Origin of the sequence: Algoriphagus boseongensis, from assembly GCF_004362805.1 — a bacterium.
Classification (GTDB): Bacteria; Bacteroidota; Bacteroidia; order Cytophagales; family Cyclobacteriaceae; genus Algoriphagus; species Algoriphagus boseongensis.
In genome coordinates, this window is the sequence record NZ_SNYF01000006.1 from 13,993 (window position 1) to 34,491 (window position 20,499).

18 protein-coding genes are annotated in these 20,499 nt (G+C 41.8%); 11 read left to right on the forward strand and 7 right to left on the reverse strand.

The genetic code is table 11. The annotated features are described in order from the left end of the window. Position 1 precedes the first annotated feature (1 nt). The gene (locus DFQ04_RS07625) at positions 2 to 1,591 is read right to left on the reverse strand and encodes a site-specific DNA-methyltransferase (RefSeq protein WP_133554431.1); all 1,590 of its coding nucleotides are present in this window, start codon (positions 1,589 to 1,591) and stop codon (positions 2 to 4) included. 81 nt (positions 1,592 to 1,672) lie between these two features. On the opposite strand from DFQ04_RS07625, the gene DFQ04_RS07630 reads away from it, so the two are divergent. Then, entirely contained in the window at positions 1,673 to 2,146 is a 474-nt protein-coding gene (locus DFQ04_RS07630) for a helix-turn-helix domain-containing protein (protein ID WP_133554433.1), read from the forward strand. Positions 2,147 to 2,149: 3 nt separating this feature from the next. On the opposite strand, the gene DFQ04_RS07635 is transcribed toward DFQ04_RS07630, so the two are convergent. Beyond that, a complete protein-coding gene (locus DFQ04_RS07635; protein ID WP_133554435.1) occupies positions 2,150 to 2,371 on the reverse strand; it encodes a hypothetical protein in 222 nt (73 codons plus the stop codon). Between the two features lie 934 nt (positions 2,372 to 3,305). After that, a complete protein-coding gene (locus DFQ04_RS07640; protein WP_133554437.1) occupies positions 3,306 to 4,088 on the reverse strand; it encodes an undecaprenyl-diphosphate phosphatase in 783 nt (260 codons plus the stop codon). 142 nt (positions 4,089 to 4,230) lie between these two features. On the opposite strand from DFQ04_RS07640, the gene DFQ04_RS07645 reads away from it, so the two are divergent. Further along, on the forward strand, positions 4,231 to 6,117 hold the full coding sequence (locus tag DFQ04_RS07645; protein ID WP_133554439.1) for a DUF4139 domain-containing protein: 1,887 nt from the start codon (positions 4,231 to 4,233) through the stop codon (positions 6,115 to 6,117). Positions 6,118 to 6,172: 55 nt separating this feature from the next. On the opposite strand, the gene DFQ04_RS07650 is transcribed toward DFQ04_RS07645, so the two are convergent. Genes DFQ04_RS07650 through DFQ04_RS07660 form a run of 3 tightly spaced genes read right to left on the reverse strand, consistent with a single transcriptional unit; the run spans position 6,173 to position 7,791 of the window. Then, positions 6,173 to 6,898 (reverse strand): tol-pal system YbgF family protein, encoded by a 726-nt coding sequence (locus DFQ04_RS07650; protein WP_133554441.1) that lies wholly within the window; start codon positions 6,896 to 6,898, stop codon positions 6,173 to 6,175. 43 nt (positions 6,899 to 6,941) lie between these two features. Further along, positions 6,942 to 7,223 carry a winged helix-turn-helix domain-containing protein gene (locus DFQ04_RS07655; RefSeq protein ID WP_133554443.1) on the reverse strand — a complete coding sequence of 94 codons (282 nt, stop codon included), beginning with the start codon at positions 7,221 to 7,223 and terminating at the stop codon, positions 6,942 to 6,944. Then, the gene (locus DFQ04_RS07660; RefSeq protein WP_133554445.1) at positions 7,216 to 7,791 is read right to left on the reverse strand and encodes a hypothetical protein; all 576 of its coding nucleotides are present in this window, start codon (positions 7,789 to 7,791) and stop codon (positions 7,216 to 7,218) included. Before DFQ04_RS07660 ends, DFQ04_RS07655 begins: the two co-directional genes overlap by 8 nt. A 126-nt stretch (positions 7,792 to 7,917) precedes the next feature. On the opposite strand from DFQ04_RS07660, the gene DFQ04_RS07665 reads away from it, so the two are divergent. Together DFQ04_RS07665 and DFQ04_RS07670 are read left to right on the forward strand one after the other, a co-directional pair. Continuing rightward, positions 7,918 to 8,370: a DUF1569 domain-containing protein gene (locus tag DFQ04_RS07665; protein ID WP_133554447.1), complete on the forward strand. Its 453-nt coding sequence runs from the start codon at positions 7,918 to 7,920 to the stop codon at positions 8,368 to 8,370. 42 nt (positions 8,371 to 8,412) lie between these two features. Beyond that, the gene (locus DFQ04_RS07670; protein ID WP_133554449.1) at positions 8,413 to 8,910 is read left to right on the forward strand and encodes a copper resistance protein NlpE; all 498 of its coding nucleotides are present in this window, start codon (positions 8,413 to 8,415) and stop codon (positions 8,908 to 8,910) included. A 32-nt stretch (positions 8,911 to 8,942) separates the two neighbouring features. Here the strand turns inward: DFQ04_RS07670 and DFQ04_RS07675 are convergent, their stop codons facing one another. Next, positions 8,943 to 9,875 carry a hydrogen peroxide-inducible genes activator gene (locus DFQ04_RS07675; RefSeq protein WP_133554451.1) on the reverse strand — a complete coding sequence of 311 codons (933 nt, stop codon included), beginning with the start codon at positions 9,873 to 9,875 and terminating at the stop codon, positions 8,943 to 8,945. A 195-nt stretch (positions 9,876 to 10,070) separates the two neighbouring features. On the opposite strand from DFQ04_RS07675, the gene DFQ04_RS07680 reads away from it, so the two are divergent. The 7 genes from DFQ04_RS07680 (at position 10,071) to DFQ04_RS07710 (ending at position 20,489) form a co-directional block, all read left to right on the forward strand. Continuing rightward, on the forward strand, positions 10,071 to 11,378 hold the full coding sequence (locus tag DFQ04_RS07680; protein WP_133554453.1) for a Gfo/Idh/MocA family protein: 1,308 nt from the start codon (positions 10,071 to 10,073) through the stop codon (positions 11,376 to 11,378). Between the two features lie 34 nt (positions 11,379 to 11,412). Next, a complete protein-coding gene (locus DFQ04_RS07685) occupies positions 11,413 to 12,612 on the forward strand; it encodes a redoxin domain-containing protein (RefSeq protein WP_133554455.1) in 1,200 nt (399 codons plus the stop codon). Between the two features lie 68 nt (positions 12,613 to 12,680). After that, positions 12,681 to 13,121, forward strand: a complete 441-nt coding sequence (locus DFQ04_RS07690) for a MarR family winged helix-turn-helix transcriptional regulator (protein ID WP_133554457.1) — start codon at positions 12,681 to 12,683, stop codon at positions 13,119 to 13,121. Next, positions 13,122 to 13,544, forward strand: coding sequence for an organic hydroperoxide resistance protein (locus tag DFQ04_RS07695; protein WP_133554459.1), 423 nt, complete (start codon positions 13,122 to 13,124; stop codon positions 13,542 to 13,544). It begins immediately after the preceding gene. Positions 13,545 to 13,682: 138 nt separating this feature from the next. Continuing rightward, complete coding sequence (locus DFQ04_RS07700; protein ID WP_133554461.1) at positions 13,683 to 16,217, forward strand: M14 family metallopeptidase; 2,535 nt, start codon at positions 13,683 to 13,685, stop codon at positions 16,215 to 16,217. A 186-nt stretch (positions 16,218 to 16,403) separates the two neighbouring features. After that, a complete protein-coding gene (locus DFQ04_RS07705) occupies positions 16,404 to 20,093 on the forward strand; it encodes a sensor histidine kinase (protein WP_133554463.1) in 3,690 nt (1,229 codons plus the stop codon). A gap of 18 nt (positions 20,094 to 20,111) precedes the next feature. Continuing rightward, positions 20,112 to 20,489, forward strand: a complete 378-nt coding sequence (locus DFQ04_RS07710; protein WP_133554465.1) for a response regulator — start codon at positions 20,112 to 20,114, stop codon at positions 20,487 to 20,489. Positions 20,490 to 20,499 lie beyond the last annotated feature (10 nt).

A 20,499-nucleotide genomic window follows, 5' to 3' on the forward strand; every position in this document is an offset into this window, starting at 1 on the left:
CTTAAAAACGGGTAATGTCTCGTGGGATTTTCTTAAAAATGATGCGGTGCTTCTGCATCAGCGCCTCGGGCAGGAGGCAATTGTCCGCATAGCAGATGTACTGCTCGGCAGGCTGCGTGACCCAGGCGGAGAGTGACTCAAAGTCCAGCGTAGTCAGCCTATCCGGATCGTAGATAAAGTAGTAAGCCGTATCTTCCAAACTACCGAGGTAGTAGCGATCTGCATGATCGACAGGCGGAGTCCACTTCGTCCGGGTCTCGGAGTACCAGATGTAGGAGAGGATATCGGAGATTGCGACGGCCTCGTTCAGATTTCCTTCGATATCGAAGAGGGCCGGACCGAGGGCATAAAAGCCAAAATCCCCTCCGGTCCCTTCCACCGCCTTGCTGCCACTCCCATAGCCCTGGATGACTCGCCGAACTCGCTCCGCAGTGATGGAGTCCGCATAGTCCTCCATCTCGATTAGGATAAACTTTCGATCACCTCCGTCTTCCTTGTTCAGATTCAGAACAGCATGGGCAGTGGTTCCTGAACCGGCGAAGGAGTCTAGGATAATGGAATTGGGACTTGTTATGCTTTGGAATAATAGCTGAACCAATTCTACAGGCTTTGGAAAATTGAAAATTTTCTTCCCGAATATTTCATTTAACCTATTGGTTCCGATTTGAGTGTAAATGCCTTCAAGAAGGGAATACATTTTTTTTCCTCGGACATTACCTTCCTCATCCTTTAAATACTGCTTGTAATTTACTGTCCATGAGGACTTTTTTGCATTAAATTCGATCGAAAGGTCATTATCGACGAGGGCTTTTTCCACTCGATCTTTACTCCACTGCCATTGTTTGTTTGGCCAAATTTCATTTCCATCATGAAAAATCGGATAGACTAAATTTGGTCTATCATCCATACTTGTTGTTGCAAGAGGTTGAAGACGATATGGGCCTCTTTTTTGAAACTTCTCATCTTGATATTTGTAGTACTTCAACACTGATTCATCCGGAGGAAGATCTATTTTTCCTATTCTTTCAATGTCTTTTGCATAAAAAAGTATGTATTCATGAAGATTAACCACGTGTTTACTTTTTGCTCCTCCTCCGTAGGTCTTCTTCCAAACGAATGTTTCAATTCGATTTGATCTTCCAAAAATCTCATCCATTATCAAATGGAGATAGTCGTGCTCAAATTCATCGATCGATATAAATATTACTCCATTTTCATTTAATAGCTTATGAAGTAGCTTAAGCCTAGGATACATCATGCAAAGCCACTTGTCGTGGCGGCTGAGGTCTTCCCCTTCCTTGCCCACGGTCTCGCCCAGCCATTTTTTGATTTTGGGATGGTTGACGTTGTCGTTGTAGACCCAGTTTTCATTGCCGGTGTTGTAGGGCGGATCAATGTAGATGCAGTTGATGCGGCCTTCGTATTCGGGCAGGAGGCTTTTGAGGGCTTCGAGGTTGTCGCCTTGGATGATTTTGTTTTCGGATGAGCCGGATTCCGTGTTGAACTCGTATTGCTTCTCGAGTACTCGGTAGGGTACTTCCTGATGGTGATTGACAACTTTTTCCTTGCCTATCCAATGCAGCGTGGGCATAAATCTTGAAAAATGGTTTTGGGTAAAAATAGGGGAAAAATTAATTTTTAGTAGTAGATTTCTTTTTTTAAACGCAGGAGTATGAACCGAGATATTTTTGTAAAAATCGGGAAAATCGAATCAGCTCTACATTGGGTTGAAAAATCCCAACTGATTGACTTTGCCCATGAGGTGAATGTTCTATTTCTAGAGGAGAAAATTCTGTTTCGGATTTTAGAAGCTAATTCATTCGAACTTACCGTTCGAATCACGCAAGGCAAACCTGAAAATCTTCCAACCAAATCTACCAAGGAGCTATCGCTTGTCGCAAAAAATCTATTTGGGAAGTACTTCCCCTACCATCAAATCCAAACCAGAGCAATACCCTACCGGGAAATTCCCGCCAAAGAGATCAGGCCAGTGACGATCAAAACAAGGCTAAAAGAACAAGGCATTTCATTGAATCAAATAGCCCGGGAAACTGGGATTCCCAGAGCTCAGATTTATGATTGGGTTCAAGGGGTGGAACCTTTGAATGCGGTGACACGGGCGATGTTCTATTACATGCTGAAATAGGTGCTAGGAAGGTGGTTTTCTTTTTAGAATAGTTTTCTGTTCAATTTCTTTCTCGCTCAATTCCTTTACATCTTCCTGCTTTTTCCATTCCAATTTATGATCCAGATATTTTTGATAGAATAGAAAAAGGCTTTTCAATATCTCTGGAATATACTTGAGAATGAAAACCACCAGAACTGCATAGGATCCCAATTCCCCAATTTTTAATAACGAATAACTCATCATCTCTTTTGAATTTTGAATCCAACATAAGCCAAGCGGCTGAGTAAAAATTGGACGTGTTTTTTTCAAGTCAGAGGACAATGGAAAACGGTCCAAATCGCTCAGAATCGCGGTTTTACTTTTGGGTTCAAAAGAAGAAGATTAGTCGAATTACGAAAGGACAAAAATGAAGTGGGCCTATATAAGGTAGTTTGAAACCTTTTAAGAAAATCTTATCTGAAGTCATACCTATACAAAATGAAGGAATCAGGACATATTTCCCCCTCAAAAAAACAGGGCCTTCCAGGTATTCGAACTTAGAAGGTCATTTTTCATCTGTGGAAATCTGTGTGATCTGTGAGCAATTCAAAAAAACAATAAGGGTTACAACGTATTTCTATTTCTCACAGATTTCTCAGATGAACACAGATAAGTTATTACCAGGTCATCTGGGCAATCTTTTAACCTTTTTAAAGCAAAACTTAGGATTAAAAGTCTCTTGTTTTCTCCTGTCTTCCATAAAAAAAATCATCTGTGGATATCTGTGCAATCTGTGAGCCTGAATAGGACAAGCCTAAGATTCTATAATTCATTCTATTTCTCACAGATATCTCAGATGAACACAGATAAGGTATTACCAGGTCATCTGGGCAATCTTTTAACCTTTTTAAAGCAAAACTTAGGATTAAAAGTCTCTTGTTTTCTCCTGTCTTCCATAAAAAAAATCATCTGTGGATATCTGTGCAATCTGTGAGCCTGAATAGGACAAGCCTAAGATTTTAAAATTCATTTTTTTTCTCACAGATATCTCAGATGAACACAGATAAGGTATTATGAGGTTATCTGGGTAATCATTGAACCTCTTTAAAGCAAAACTTAGGATTAAAAGTCTCTTGTTTTCTCCTATCTCACATGAAAAAAAATCATCTGTGGATATCTGTGCAATCTGCGAGATAAATCAACCCAAATCCGTCCCCCACATAAAGATCAAGAACAGGATTCCCAAGACAATCCGATACCAGCCAAAGGCAGTAAATCCATGGTTGGAGACGTATTTCAAAAAGAGTTTGACAGCAATCCAAGCGGAGATAAAAGCGACTACAAATCCTACTGCCAGCATGATCACCTGCGCCTGGTCAAAGGCCAAATCCGATTTCAAAAGGTCATATCCTCCGGCGGCCATCATAGTCGGTACGGCTAGTAGGAAAGAAAATTCCGTTGCCTGCTTTTTATCCAGCCCATTAAACACACCTCCAATAATGGTGGCAGCAGCCCTAGAGGTACCAGGAACCATGGAGAGGCACTGACATAGCCCAATAAAAAAGGCGTTTTTGTAAGAGATATCCTCCACCTCTTGAAGAGTGGAAGTCTGATTAACGACTTTCTTGTCAATAAAAATCAGGATTATCCCACCTAGAATCAAAGAAACCGAAACCACGATAGGATTAAACAAATAGCCCTTGATGAAATCATAGGCCAAAAGTCCAATCACAGCAGTTGGTAGAAAAGCAGCAAAAAGCTTGAAATAAATAGTTAATCCTCGAAAGAATCGCTTGATATACATCAGGGCAATCGCCAAAATGGCTCCCAATTGGATAAATACCTCGAAGGTTTTTACAAATTCATCCTCGTGAATGCCCATGGCAGCGGAAGCCAAAATCATGTGTCCCGTGGATGAAATGGGTAAAAATTCCGTCAGGCCTTCGATAATTGCGATGATGATGCTTTGAAAAAGAGTCATGAATGGGGATTTTTTTGATCCGGCAAAACTAACATTCTACTGCGAAATCAGGGACAGTATTATCCAGAATTCCAATTTTTAACTTTTCTACTGTTGCCTTTTGATGAAATAATTCGTTCTTTTTAAACTAAACAGACTTATTATGAAACGATCCATTTTTGCCGTCTTTTTATTCCTCTTGACTCTCTCCTCATTGGCTCAAGAACTGAAAGAAACCCCCTTTTCCAGCCAAATCCAGGAAGTCACTTTGTTTCTTTCCGGAGCACAGATTTTTGAACAAGCTTCGGGTCAGATTTCCTCAGGTGAATCCATCATTGTGCTAAAGGGTTTGTCTCCCTACCTGGATGAAAAAAGCATTCAGGTCAAAGCTCAGGGCAATTTTAGCATTCAGGCCGTCAACAAACGCCTGGATTTTCTAACTGAAAAAGAACTCGGAGAAAAAGTCAAAGAACTTGAAAATCAGATCGAAAGTATTGAGAAGGCTCAAACTTTGGCACAAAACCGCCTCCAAATCCTTTCCAACAAAGCAGGGCTGCTTTCTGCAAACAAAGACTTGGGAGGAAGTCAAAGCGGACCGACCATGAGTGAATTGAAGGCAGCTTTGGAGTTTTATGATGCCGAACTCACCAAAATCACCAATGAGGAACTTCAGGTAAAGTCCAAGATTGCAGAAAATGACCGGGAACTGGAACGGCTCCGGAATCAGGTGAAGTCCATGCGTGAAAGCCAAAACAAATCCACTGCAGAAATCCGCATTCGCGTGAAGGCTCCTGTGGCTGGATCGGGCAACTTCCAAATCAACTACTTGGTTGCCAATGCAGGATGGTACCCGAAGTACGATGTGCGCGTCAAGACCATCCAAGACCCCCTCAAGATCAACTACAAAGCGGAAGTGTACCAAAATACCGGGGTGGACTGGAAAAATGTCAAGCTTCGATTTTCCAATGCCAATCCCAACCAAAGCGGACAGGCTCCCTTCCTCGAAAAGTGGGAACTGAACTATGCCCGCTTTACCACAGTGAATAAGTTTGCCTTGCCACCTGTACCGGGGCAGGTCAGCGGATTGGTGCTGGATTCCAATGGAGAGCCCATCCCCGGAGCCACTGTCTTGGTCAAAGGAACCACCATCGGAACAGCTACAGATCTCAATGGAAGATATTCGATCACAATCCCTCCTACAGCCCAAAATCTTGTATTTTCATTTGTGGGATTTTCAACACAAGAGATAGCTATCCAAGGTCGGTCTACTGTCAGTGTAAGTCTGAAAGAGGATGTTCAAATGTTAGAGGAAGTAGTAGTATCAGGGTTTAGTTCTGAATCAAAAAGAAGCCTTCAAGGAAGAGTAGCTGGAGTGGCAGTTACAGGAAGTAATACCAGGGATAGAGAATCTGCTCCTTTGATGACCAATTTTGTCGAAAACCAAACTACCGTCGAAATCGAAGTAGCCGAACCCTATTCGATCAAAACCAACGGGGAGCGGACTTTGGTAGATTTGAAAACCTACGAAATACCGGCAAATTATCGCTACACCGCTATCCCCAAACTGGACAAAGATGCCTTTCTCTTGGCGGAAATCACCGATTGGAGTCAATACAGCCTGCTCGAGGGAGAAAGCAATCTGTACTTTGAGGAGGGTTTTGTCGGTCGGTCTATTCTCAATGCTGCCGCACTTCAGGATACGCTTCAAATCTCCATGGGACGGGATCGCTCGATCGTAATGCAACGGGAAAAAGTGGATCAATTCTCCAAAAAACGAACCATCGGATCCAATATCACCGAAAGCCGGGGCTATGAGATCACCCTGAAAAACAATAAATCCCAACCCGTCACTTTGCTGGTGAAGGATCAGATTCCTGTATCAGTCAATTCCAACATTACAGTGACCCCTGGGGAACTCAGCGGTGGAAAACTCGATCCACAAACGGGAATAATCAATTGGGAAATAAGCTTGGCTCCAGGAGCACAACAAAAGGTTTCTTTCCAATATGAAGTCAAGTATCCAAAAAGTGAACGGATAATTTTAGACTAAAAAGAAAAAAGCAGCGACTACCGACCGCTGCTTTTTTAATATATCAACCTCTAATTCAATTTAAATCCGCCAGGAGCCCTTTGGAAACCCAATGAAAGTTGGGCTCTAATTTCACAGCCTGTATCCAGATTTCTTTGGCTTTGGCTTCATTGCCTTTTTCAAGATAGATCATTCCCATCCAGGCCATATTGTCCAAATACATCCAATTCTGCTCTTTTCCCGATTTTTCAAAAGCCTGATTTGATTTCTGGAAAAGAAGAAGTGCTTCATCCTTGTCCCCACCCCAAGTCTCAGGGGTGAAATACTTATTTCCGGCCATCATTTTCAGCACAATCGGTGAATGAGGTGCCTTTGCGAAGGCCTCTTCCAGCAAACTTGAGCTTTTTGGACCTAAAAACATGCCTTTCATCGGGCTGAAAGCAATCTTGTATCCATAAAGAGAGGACAAAAGTGCTTTGGCTTCCGCAGCATAGGTCTTGGATTGGGTTAGGGTTTTAAGTCTTTTCTCCAATCCATCTGCATAGGCATCAAAAAGTCGCTCGTCCTGATCGACCATAGTGGCATTGAGAAGACCATATTCCATCAAGGCAAGGTTGAATAGATTTTTCTCCTCAGGTTCAGCCTGATAAGTTTGCGTAGCCAAAGCCACGTTTTGTTTCCAGGCTTTCTTATCCTGAGTGAGATAGGCTTGATAGCTGAGCTTTTTCAGGTCTTGGGGAAAACCCATAGCCATCAGTGTTACCATCAATAAAAGGGCGAAAATTCTAGCGTTCGTTTTCATGTTATAAACTGGTTTATTATATAAACTAATAATTCAAATTTTTTTACTGAATGTAATTTTTCAAGTTATCCACATACTCTTCAAAGGCCTTGATCCCTTCTGAAGTGATTTTACAGGTCGTAAGAGGACGTTTTCCCTTGAATGACTTTTCAATAGAGATATAGCCCGCCTTCTCCAGTTTGTCCAGTTGCACACTGAGGTTGCCTGCTGTGGATTCGGTTTTTTCTTTGAGAAAAGTAAATTCCGCCTCCTCCAAGCTGATCAGCAAAGACATGATTGCTAGTCGCAATTGGGAATGTAAAAGTGGATCTAATGGTTTAAACACGGCTTTTGAATTTGTTTTTCAATAAATATCCAGGAACCAAATAGCCTAAAATCATGGCTACGCCTCCAACCAAATATTGCTCGCTTACGGGGACCAAAAATCCAATAATCGCCCCGACAAACAAAACCACTCCTCCAAGTTTGATAAAGTTGACCTTGAAAATGGCTCCTGTGGAAAACACTCCTATTGCAGCAAGGATCAAAATGACTGGGTTGTGGTTGAATTCTAACACTGGCATAAATGCAATCACAGTAATCATCCCCACAAAAACTGCCAGCCAAAGTTGGGAGATAAAGTCATCCAAATGCGTTTTGACTTTTGCATTTTTCCGCTCCTGATATCCTTTCACTCCACTGATTATTGCTGCTGGTAAAACCAATACCCAAACTATGTAAGGGTACATATACCCCTGCCAGGCTAAAACATAGTGTCCAAAATTGCATAGTGCAATTACCCAGCCCCATAACAATAGCTGAAAGCTACCATCACCGGCGGCCTCTCTCTTGGCCCTACTGATCATCTCCGTGATCAGACTTAGGGACTCTTTACTTGTCAATTCTTTTTCCATTTCTAGAGTTTTTTAAGATCTGTAACGGGACAAATATAAACAGGTTTACATTATAAACTATTTTATTTTAAATATTTTTTTCAAATGATTTCATTGTAACTTTAAGTCAACCCTAACCCAAGCGCTATGAAAGATATCTTTGATCCTAAAGTAACTCAGGAGTTGATCGACCGAATCAACCAACTTAAGCCTGAGTCTCCTGCCCTCTGGGGCAAAATGAGTGTTGACCAAATGCTCGCCCATTGCTCTGTAGCCTATGAAATGGCCTTTACCAACAAGCATCCCAAACCAAATGGGTTTATGAGGCTTTTGCTGAAGCTATTTGTAAAAGATGGCGTAGTCAATGAAAAGCCCTATGCTAAAAATCTAAGAACTGCTCCTGCTTTTATTATCCCGGATCGCAAAAATTTTGAAGAGGAAAAAGACCGATTGATCAAGTATTTGGAACACACCTTGAATCTCGGAAGAGATCATTTTGAGGGAAAAGAATCCCTTTCCTTTGGGAAAATGACTTCCAAAGAATGGAACAATCAGTTTTATAAGCATCTGGATCACCATTTGACTCAATTTGGTGTCTAAGCTTAGGTTATTAAATTTGAAGACAATACAATTTTAGAATTCATGAGATTTCAGCCTTTTTCCTTTCTTAGCCTTTTCTTTTTGTTAGTCTTTTCTTGTTCAGCTCCTTCGAATAAAACCGAATTAGTCGAAGTGGAAGAAGAAAAGGTTTTAGAAAAACCGGCAGCGGATTCCACTGATTCGAAATCAGGTGCTACTTATTCTGGTGATAACTCCCAAACTTCTTTAGACTGGAACGGAACCTATTTTGGGGTTCTGCCTTGTGCGAGCTGTGAAGGAATCGAAACTTGGGTTACATTGAATTCTGACGGAACTTTTGATCTTAAGACACATTATCTGGGCCTCAATGATGCCCGGGAGGAAATCTTTACCGGCAACTTCAGCTGGGATAAAACAGGCTCAATGGTCAGTTTGGAAGGCTTAATTGGCAATTATCCGGGAAAGTACAAAGTGGGCGAGAACCAAATTTGGCACCTAGACCGAGATGGAAACCGAATAAGCGGAGACTTGGCCGATCGGTACATTCTAAAGAAGAAATAACAAAAACCCCTCAGAAATTAGAAGAACCGGATTTATTTAAACCGTACAATCTTCCCATGCGCTTTGGAAGTCATTTCCTGAGGAATGGAATCAGTGATCTCTTTGTAGAGTAACTCCACCAATTTTTGCTTCAAAAAGCTTCTGTTGAGGATAATGCTGACTTCCCGAACTGGAGGTTTACCTTGGAATGGTCGCAATCTTGATTTTTCTTCCTCCGAAAGTTCCTTGGTCGCCAATTCCGGAAGCAGGGTAACTCCTTTGTATCGATTGACCATATTTTTCAAGCCTTCCAAAGAACCACTTTCGTAATGGAAATTCTTATGACCAGCCATGGTCTGATCACAATAGCTCACCACTTGGTCTCGGAAGCAGTGTCCTTGCTGAAGGATCCAGAGCTCATCTGATTTAATCTGATCCGGCCTGATCTCCTTTTCTCTAAGCAATTCATGGCCTTTTGAAAAGTAAGCGTAAAAATTCTCATAAAACATGGGCTTCTCTACTATCCCGGGTTCGTCCAGCGGAGTTACGATTATCCCCAGATCCAACTCATCATTCTTAAGTCTTTTGACCACCTCTTCAGTGACCATTTCCTGAACCTCCAACTTGACATTGGGATATTTTTCTAAAAATCTCCGGATAAATAAATGAAGCAGATAGGGAGCTAGGGTAGGAATGATTCCCAATTTAATTGTACCCGAAATATCTCCTTTGAGTTGGGCGACTAACTCATAAATCCCCTTGCTTTCAGAAACAACTTTTTTGGCTTGAGTGATGATTTGAACTCCAATCTCAGTTGGAATCACAGGCATTTTGCTCCTGTCAAAAAGAATGACTCCAAGTTCCTTCTCCAATTTGCTCAATTGCGCACTCAAAGTGGGCTGAGTCACAAAACAGGATTCTGCCGCATGTCCAAAATGTCGGTGTTTATCCACCGCTATCAAGTACTCCAGTTGTTGAATGGTCATAATGATAGATAAATTCTATGGCAAGAAAGGAAATATCCCCGAAAAGAGTTCCTTTCAAAGACATGAATAAAGTCAGCTTATTTCCATTTAAATCAGAGTACAGGATACTTATCAAAATAGCAGGATGTAATTTTCCTTAGATCCAGAAAAACAGTAATTTATTTCCCATTCAATTAACAGCACAAAACCCTACTTATGAATAACTCATCCTTTTCTCGTAGAAAATTTCTTAGTGCAGGCCTTTTGACCACTGCTGGGGCCGCATTGATTCCAGGACTATCATTTGGAGCAGCCACTCCACTTTTTCAAACAGCCCATGAAAGGGTACGCCTAGGTTTTATAGGATTGGGAAGACAATCCATGGGTTTATTGAACAATTTCATGCGAATCCCAGGAGTGGAGGTCGTCGCAGGATCAGATGTCTATGCAATAAAAAGAGAGCGATTTGCCCTGAGAGTGCAGAAAAATATATCTGAAGCAGGCAAAACCTATATCGCTCCAAAACTATACGAGGATTACAGAGAATTATTGGAGAATTCTGAAGTGGATGCAGTTGTGATCGCCTCTCCTGATCACTGGCATGCCTTGATGGCAATTGATGCATGCAAAGCCAAAAAGGATATTTACCTCGAAAAGCCTTTAACTTTTACTATCAAAGAGGGACAGGAATTGGTGAAAGCTGTTCGCTCTAACGGAGTTGTTTTGGCAGTTGGATCTATGCAAAGGGCAGCTGTGAATTTTCAAACTGCTGCGATGCATGCACAAAGAGGGAAATTGGGAAAGATTTCACAGGTGTTGGTTCACGTTGGAGACAATCCATTTCCTAAACCCTATGATCAACCCGCCCAGGCTATCCCTTCAGGTTTAAATTGGGAAAAATGGTTAGGCCCGATTCCAAGCCTGGATTACAATGAGGAACTAGCTCCAGGCATTTCTTTAAATCCCGAACAAAATGAAAAAGCATGGGCAGGCTGGAGATGGTACAAAGAAACTGGAGGAGGTTTGATGACAGACTGGGGAGCTCATATGATTGATGTGGCTCAATGGGGTTTGAGCATGGATAGAAATGGACCAGTAAAAGTGATTCCACCTTCGGGAGACCAGCCTCTGAAGTACCGTTATGCCAACGGAATAGAAATGTGGATAACTAAGTTTGATGAAGGCAGACAGGCCGTAAAATTCATCGGAGAGAAAGGCTGGATTAAGGTTTCCCGTGGAAATTACGACACCTCTATTCCAGAGCTTGGACTAGGTAAAGAACCTGAAAATTTCACTTTTGGGGCACATCATGTAGACTTCATTGACTGCATTAGAAAAAGAAAAGACCCCATAGTTCCTGTAGAAATTGGGCATAGTACCTGTTCAGCTTGTACAATCGGAAATATTACCAATGAATTGGGAAGAACCCTTCATTGGGATCCGATTGCTCAAGTTTTCCACAATGACTGGGAGGCTAATTCTAAACTGCATTATATCTACCAAAGAGGACATAAATTGGGTTGAGTTAGAACTTATCCACAAAGAAATGAAGGAGAAAATGAAGAAAATAGTGTTGGGAATTCTTTACTTATCCACAATTGGACTGGTAATTTCCTGCGGAAAAAGTGAAGAAAGTTCTGAAGGGATAAAAACCAATGAGGTAGAAGGCTTTGTGCCAAATCCTCAGGTAGTTTCGGAAAAACCTATTGCCAAATTGGCTATTGGAGACCCTGCACCTCCCTTCAATTTACCAGATATCAATGGTCAATTTCACGAATTGGAAGATTACGCCGAAAATGAAGTCTTGGTCGTAAATTTCACTTGCAACCATTGTCCAACAGCTCAAGCCTATGAGGATCGTTTCATCAATTTGGTTAATGATTACAAAGGAAAATCAGTTGCCTTCATTGCCATTTCTCCAAACAGTCCGATTGCCATTTTACCGGAGGAATTGGGCTACACGGATCTTAGTGACTTTTATGAAGACATGAAATTGAGAGCTTCGGACAAAGGATATAATTTCCCTTATCTCTATGATGGAGATACGCATGAATTTTCCACAGCCTATGGCCCAACAGCCACCCCTCATGTTTTTGTCTTTGACAAAGAGCGAAAACTGACTTATTCAGGAAGAATCGATTCCTCAGAAAAACCCGGAACTGCCAATGCAGAGGATGTAAGGATGGCGATCGAGGCCACACTTAAAGGAGAAAAAATTCCCGATGAGCAGGCCCAAACTCCTGCCTTTGGATGCTCAATCAAATGGGCTTGGAAAAATGAGTACACTATCAAGATGAATGAGGAGTGGGCTAAAAAGGAAGTTACCCTCGAAAAACTCTCCCCTTCAGGATTGGCTGATTTGTTAAAAAACAATTCGGATCAATTACTTCTAGTCAACTTTTGGGCAACTTGGTGTGGCCCATGCATCATAGAATATCCGGAATTCATCACCATGCAACGAATGTATGGAGCTAGAGATTTTAGATTCGTATCAGTCAGCATGGACAATCCAGACTCCTTCGACAAAGCTTTAAAGTACTTAAAAAGCAAAGCCTCTGCTGTGCCAAATTACCTCATGGATACGAATGATAAATATGAAGTAATAAAGGTAGTGGGCGAGGATTGGGATGGAAGTTTACCGATCACACTTTTGATAGAACCAGGAGGAAAAATTGCCTACAAAGTCCCGGGAACTATAGAGCCTTTAGCATTGAAAAAAGCGATTGTAGATCATCCCATGATCGGAAGATATTATTAATTTGAACTGATTTACTTTTAAATTAGGATTTAAAACCATTAGATTGTATTCAATCCTATTTTCTTTTTATGGCAAATTCAGAATTTTCATTTATCCAGTTTTCCCAAGGCCTTTATAGTACCTCAAGGCTTCTAATACAGCAAATTCAATCCAGTTTGAATGAATTTGGTCTGACTTATCCACAATTTTTGGTCTTATCTATCCTTTGGGAAGAAGATGGGCTTTTAGTTCACCAATTAGGCCATAAGCTTGAGCTAGATTCTGGAACACTGACCCCTTTGCTTAAAAAGCTTGAATCTCAAAATCTTGTCAAGAGAAAACGAGGTGAAACAGACGAACGTACAGTGGAAGTCCACCTGACCTATCCCGGAAAATCACTTCAATCCCGAACAAAGGACGCACTATTGAAGTTGGAAGAGGAATTGAATCCGCTTTGGGAAAAGAAAAACGTAGCACTATTGCCCTTGGTGGATGATCTTTTGAAAAACCTAAAAACACTAAAAGAGTAAATGGAAAAGTTAATTGTAGACTACACTGCTGTAGCTTTTAACACAGGAGGAAGAAAAGGCCATGTCAGAACTGACGATGGAAAAATAGACATTGAAGTCTCTATGCCCAAAGAAATTGGAGGAGATGGTGAAAAGACCAATCCTGAGCAGCTTTTTGCAGCAGCCTATGCTTCATGTTTTGGAGGAGCTTTGGGAGCAGTTGCCAAAAAAACCAGCTTGAGAGATTCAGAAATCAAAGCACTTGTTCATCTTGGACACTATGGTCCAGATAGCTACGGACTTGAAGTTGATATCGAGGTAAAAATCCCACATGCCGAATCTCTTGAAGAAGCACAAAAATTAGTCGAAGCGGCGCACCAAGTTTGTCCTTATTCCAAGGCTACTAAAGGAAGTATGGTGGTGAGAGTGAAAGCAGTGGAATAGCTTCAATTCGGAACAACATCAAGGCATCCCAAAAGGATGCCTTTTTTTATTCACTAGCGATTGTAATAACTTTTCCCTGTTCGGTATCAGTCAAAAAAACAAAACCAATTAACTTCCCGCCGAAACCAATCTTACCCTATGAAAAAGATTTTACTTTCGATTGCCTTTTCTATAGTATCTGTCTTTGCTTCTTTGGCGCAGCTCCAAACTCCAGAACAGTTTTTGGGCTATAAACCCGGGGACCGATTTACTCCTCACCATCGGATGGTGGACTACTTTGAATATGTAGCTTCCCAAAATCCGAATATCAAACTCATCCAATACGGAGAGACCAACGAAAAAAGACCTTTGATCATGGCCATTCTGTCCAGCCCGGAAAATATGGCCAAGTTGGAGCAAATCCGAACCGATAATCTCAAGAGAGCAGGTCTGATGGAAGGCAATCCAAGTACTGAAATCCCAATCAACTGGATGTCTTTCAATGTCCATGGCAATGAATCTGTGGGTATGGAAGCTGCGATTTCTACTTTTTATACACTAGGCAATCCAGCCAATGCTAAATCTCAGGAATGGCTGAAAAACCAAGTGATCATCATCGACCCTTGTATCAACCCTGACGGTCGGGATCGATATGCCATGTGGTACAATCAGAAAATGAATACCACGCTCCAGCCGGACCTTCAGTCTATGGAACACAATGAACCATGGCCAGGTGGAAGAGCGAACCATTATCTTTTTGACCTCAATCGGGATTGGGCTTGGCAAGTACAGGTGGAATCTCAGCAACGTCTGAAAATGTATCAACAGTGGATGCCTCAACTTCACTTGGATTTCCATGAGCAGGGAATCAACCAACCATTTTATATGGCACCAGCTGCAGAGCCTTTGCATGAGCAACTTTCTCCTTGGCAGCATGAGTTCCAGGATATTTTTGGAAGAAATACAGCCAAGTATTTCGATCAAATGGGTCGATTCTACTTCACTAAAGAGCGTTTCGATTTGCTTTATCCTTCTTATGGTGATACCTATCCAATGTATAATGGTGCAATTGGTATGACTATCGAACAAGGTGGGGGAGGCCAAGCTGGTCGTGGCGGATTCAATGCAGTTGGCGATACAGTAACCCTAAGCTACCGAATACAGGGTCATTACACTGCGGCCATGTCAGCGGCGGAAGTTACCAGCCAAAATGCCAAAAAACTTTTAGAAGAATACAGCAAATACTACCAGACCAACACCTCTAATCCCAAAGGCAAATACAAAAGCTTTGTAATCAAAGGAGAAAGCAATCCCGCTCAAGTAGCAAAGCTCCTTGAACTTTTGGACAAAAATGGAATCCGATATGGAAAAGCCGGAGCAAAATCAGGCCTGAAAGGATATGAATATCAGAGCGGAAAATCTGGAGTAGCCTTTACTACTTCGGATAAAGACATTGTGGTCAGCGCCTACCAGCCAAAATCTGTTTTGGCTCAAGTGCTTTTCGAGCCTAATCCTGTATTGAATGACTCAATCACCTATGACATAACCAGCTGGTCAATGCCTTATGCCTATGGACTTCAAGCTTATGCTTTAGAAACCCGACTTGACCCATCTTCCTCTTACGAAAAACCAACTTTCACTCCAAATGTAGCAGGAACAACTCCTGTGGCTTATTTGGTCAATTGGCAGGGAACAAGAGATGCTGCATTTTTGGCCTCTCTTCTCAACCAAAAGATCCGAGTAAAATATGCTGAATTTCCATTTGAAGTCGAGGGAAAAAGCTTTCCCGCCGGATCATTGATCATTACCAAAGGAGGGAATGAGTATGTGGGTGATTTTGATAAAAAGGTAACCGAAACCGCTAATAAGTTTGGTGTTACTTTGGCAACCACCCAGACCGGTTACATGGACAAAGGGAAGGATTTTGGTTCTCCAAATATCCGCACAATCAAAGCTCCAAGAGTTGGATTGATTGGAGGTACAGGTACCTCTTCTTTGAGTTTTGGAGAAATTTGGCATTTCTTCGAAAAGGAGCTCAACTATCCTTTGAGCACTTTGGAGGCTGGTTCGATTGGAAATTATGACCTAAGCAGATACGATGTAATTCTTCTTCCTTCCACTTTTGGATCAGGCCTAAATGCAAATGGACAGTCCAAACTTATGGATTGGGTAAAAGCAGGTGGAAAACTGATTGCCATGGATGGGGCTTTGAACTTTTTTGCCAACAAGGAAGGATTCGGTTTAAAGACCTTCGATACAGAGGAGGAGAAAAAAGCTGCAGAAAAAGCTTCTCAGGAATTGGCTAAAAAAGAACGGTTGGAACCCTATACTGAAGGTGAGCGGATAAACATTTCTTCAGGAGTAGAAGGCGCTATCTATGAAGTCAAAATGGATCCAACCCATCCTCTAGGCTATGGAACTGGGGGAAAATTCTATACCCTAAAAAATAACTCTAATCGATTTGCCTTTCTCACAGATGGAGTAAATGCAGGAATTATCGAATCCAATGATGCCTATAGAACTGGGTACATTGGCTACAAAATCAAATCCAAAATGGGTCAATCCTTAGCCATCGGCGCTGAAAGTCAGGGAAGAGGGCAGCTGGTTTATTTCGTGGACAATCCAATTTTCAGAGGATTCTGGGAATCTGGAAAGCTTGTTTTAAGCAACGCCATCTTTTTGGTAGGCCAATAAGACCCCTAGAAACCAATTTAATTCTATTGAGCCGGTTACAAATGCAAAGTAACCGGCTTACTTTTTTCAAAAATGTTGAATATCAAAAGCATTTTTTATCCTATATAAAATGGCTATCTTTTTAAAAAATTGTGAAAGGGCCCAACTAGGTGGTGTTTTTTCAAAGCAATTGTTTGAAGCCATTCCATGAAACAACTTCTCCGATATTTCGGGATTTCTTTAGTTATTTTTTCATGTCAACAGGGAGAAAAAGCCCCTGAAAGCAGCTCTGGGGCCTTTCTTGAAGCTTCCAAGGTTACTTATTTATCTGATCTTCCAGATTCCTTAAAGCCTTTTTCTGTAGAACTAGCTAATGCTCGTTCCCCTAGAATAGTACCAATTCCAGTGGGCAACGTGGGAAGATTAAGTTACTTTGATTCAAATGGGGATCAGGTTGTTTTGGATCTTTTGGCCCCAAAAAAACAGGAACTTTTGGTTTTGGAAGACCAAAATGGAAGCCGAATAAAAGATGCCCAGGGCAATTCATTTTTATTGGGTGAAGGCGGTGTATCCCAATTCAAAACCTTTACCACAGATGATGGCCTGGCCCTGGACGGGGTCAATTGTGCCATTTTAGATCGCAGGGGCCATTTATGGTTTGGAACAAATGGTGGCGGGGTCAGCCGATATGACGGCACAGGTTTTACCAACTTTACCACCTCTCAGGGGTTGGCAGGCAATACCGTCAGAAGTATTTGGGAAGATAGTAATGGCCTGATTTGGTTTGGTACACTTTCCGGAATAAGCAGTTTTGACGGCTTTAGCTTTACAAAATACACCTTGGAGGATGGCTTACCGAATGACTTGATATTTGGAGTAACTGAGGATAATTCAGGGAATATCTGGATGGCCACTGGAGGCGGGGGAGCTATAAAATTTGACGGAAAAGAATTTAAGTCCTATACCAAATCCATGGGTTTGGCTGATGACTTTGTTGTGGCTATCGGAAAAGATTCCCAAGGAAATCTTTATTTCGGAACCAACGGAGGAGGCATGAGTAAATTTGATGGCTCCACGTTTACCACTTTTACTGAGGCTGATGGATTGTCCGGAAACCGGGTTAGAAGTTTTGGATTCTCCTCGGATGGGGCTGTTTGGATCGGCACCATTGGCAATGGAATCAGCCGTTTTGATGGAAAATCATTTCAAAATTTTTCCGTCCAGGACGGGCTTGCTGATAACATTGTTTTTACGATTCAAGAAGATCGAAATAAGCACCTTTGGTTTGGTACAGAGCATGGCATCAGTAGGTATGATGGAAAAAAATTCACCAGCTATACTAGAGATCAAGGTCTATCTGCCAATGGAGTTTTTGATATTGTGATGGACGAGAGTGGAAAGCTCTGGTTTTGTACTGACGGAGGAGGAATCAGCCGCTTTGACGGCAGTGCTTTCACGAGCTTTACCGTCAACCAGGGACTTGGAGCCAATATCATCTTGAGTTCCATGGAGGATAAGGAAGGAAATATCTGGTTTGGAACTTCCGGAGGAGGGGCTAGCAAATTTGACGGAACTGGGTTTACGACCTATTCACTATCCCAAGGCATGGCTGGTGATGCAGTCTATGCCATGATCCAAGACAGCAAGGGGTTCATTTGGTTTGGTACGGGAGGAGGACTTAGTCAATTTGATGGGAAAACCATTACCTCCTACACAGAAGAACAGGGGCTTCATTTCAATGAAATCTATGCGATTGAAGAAGACCCTTCCGGAAACCTTTGGCTCGGTACAGATAATGGTCTGGCCAAATTTGATGGGAAAACTTTCACCCATTATACACCTGACCAGGGTCTCGCCGGATATGTAATTCTGAGCATTCAGGCAGAAAAGAATGGGGGACTTTGGATTGGAGCGGTGGACGGTGGACTCACCTATTTTGATGGGGAAAAATTCACGCAAATCACCACCCTTCAAGGCTTAGCTGACAATTCAATTATTCAAGTAAAACTTGATCAATACGAAAACCTCTGGATCGGAACTGCCGAGAGAGGGATCAGTTTTCTCCCGCAAAAAGTAAAATCCCTTGCCACAGATGGTAATACCAATGTAATTGAGCTATTCAGGAATTTTTCAGCGGAGGACGGACTACCCGATGAGGTCATCTTACAAATTGTCCCTATGGATAATGGAAAAGTAGCGGTGGGAACCAACCTCGGTATAGCGTTTTTTGATGGCCCTAAATCTGAAAATCAGGATTTCAATACTCTGGAAAACATTGAGGTTTTCAATTCTGATACCGGTTATCCAGTCAAAGACCTTACAGACGGACAAAATGGAATGTTTCAGGATCAAAACGGGATTCTTTGGGCTGGAACCGGGAGTAACAAGACCGCCTTGGTTCGTTTCGACTATGGAGCATTGGTAAGAAATCAAAACAAGCCCAAGGTATTTCTCAGACAATTAAGGCTCAATGAAGAAGTGATTTCTTGGAATTCACTAATACCAGATGCCGATCCAAAAAAAGTTGAATTTGAAGAAATTTCTTCCCTGGGAAAAGTCCTAAACCAAGAGGACCGAAAACGAATCAATGATCGCTTTAAAGGAGTTCAGTTTGATGGAGTCAAAGGGTTTTTCCCCATCCCAGAAGGACTGGTTCTACCCTACCGACATAATCATATCAATATTGATTTTGGCTCCAGTGAATTGGCCAAACCCTTTTTGGTAGAATACCAATATTTTCTGGAAGGGTATGATCAGGATTGGAGTCCTGTTTTGAGAAAAACTAGTGCCACCTTTGGTAATATTCATGAAGGAGATTACACCTTTTGGGTAAAGGCTAGGTTTACTGGCCCAAGCGAAGGGGATGCTGGGGAGTGGACGGAACCCATTAGTTTTTCCTTCACCGTCTTACCTCCTTGGTATAGGACTTGGTGGGCTTATCTGGTTTACACTTTATTGTTCTTGTCTCTGATTTATCCCTTCTATAGATATCAGAGAAATAAAGCCATCAAAGCTGAACAGGAAAAAGCACGTGAGCGAGAACTGGAACAGGCAAAGGAAATCGAAAAAGCCTATACCAAATTGGAGGCTGCCCATGAAAACCTAAAATCAACCCAAGCCCAATTGATCCAGCAGGAAAAATTAGCCTCTTTGGGTCAATTGACAGCTGGAATTGCACATGAAATCAAAAACCCTTTGAATTTCGTCAACAATTTCTCCGGTCTTAGCTTAGAGTTTTTGGGTGAAATTGAGGAAGAACTCGAAAAATTGGAGCCTTCGGATGAGGTGGAAAATATTCAGGACCTTTTGGGAGATATCCGAATCAATTTGGAAAAAATCCGACACCATGGGGGAAGGGCAGACAATATCGTCAAGTCTATGCTTATGCATTCCCGAGGGGGCACTGGCACTATGGAGCCAGCAGACCTAAATGAAGTTATTCGGGAATATGTGAATCTGTCTTTCCATGGCATGAGGGCAAATAAGAATCCAATAAATGTGGATATTGTTCTTGATCTCGATGACCAACTGCCTAAGATCCCTCTTAATTCGGAGGACTTTAGCCGGGTAATCTTGAATCTGACCAAAAACGCCTTTGATGCCATGCGCGACAAACTGGATAAAGTCGGTCAGGATTATAAGCCCAAACTAACCGTCCGGACCAAAAACTTTGAAAACTCCATTCTCTTAGAAGTGGAGGACAACGGACCGGGGGTACCAGATGAAATCATGGATAAGCTTCTGATGCCATTCTTTACCACTAAGAAGGGAACAGAAGGAACAGGTCTGGGCTTGAGTATTACCCATGACATTATTAAAGCGCATAATGGAGCACTGGAAATCACCACGAAAGTAGGAGAATGGACCAAATTCAGTATTTCGATTGCCAAGTCTTAACACAAAACCTTTTAAACTATGAAAATTTTATTCGTAGATGATGAGCGGGATATTGAGGATTTATTCCGCCAAAAATTTAGAAAAGAGATAAGAAATGAAGGATTGGAATTGGTTTTTGCCTTTTCAGGCCAAGAAGCACTTGATGTTTTAGGAAGTGAAAATCCTCCCAAAGTCATGTATGTTTTTTCGGATATCAATATGCCTGGTATGAGTGGACTGGAAATGCTGGCCAAGGCAAAGGAGCGATTCCCACAGATCACCATCAGCATGATTTCAGCTTATGGAGATTCAGAAAACTACAACAAGGCGATGGAGTCAGGAGCAAGCGGTTTTTTTACAAAACCCGTTGATTTTGAGGCCTTAAGAAAGGAAATTCACCAAATTCTTTCTCAATAAATTCTTATTA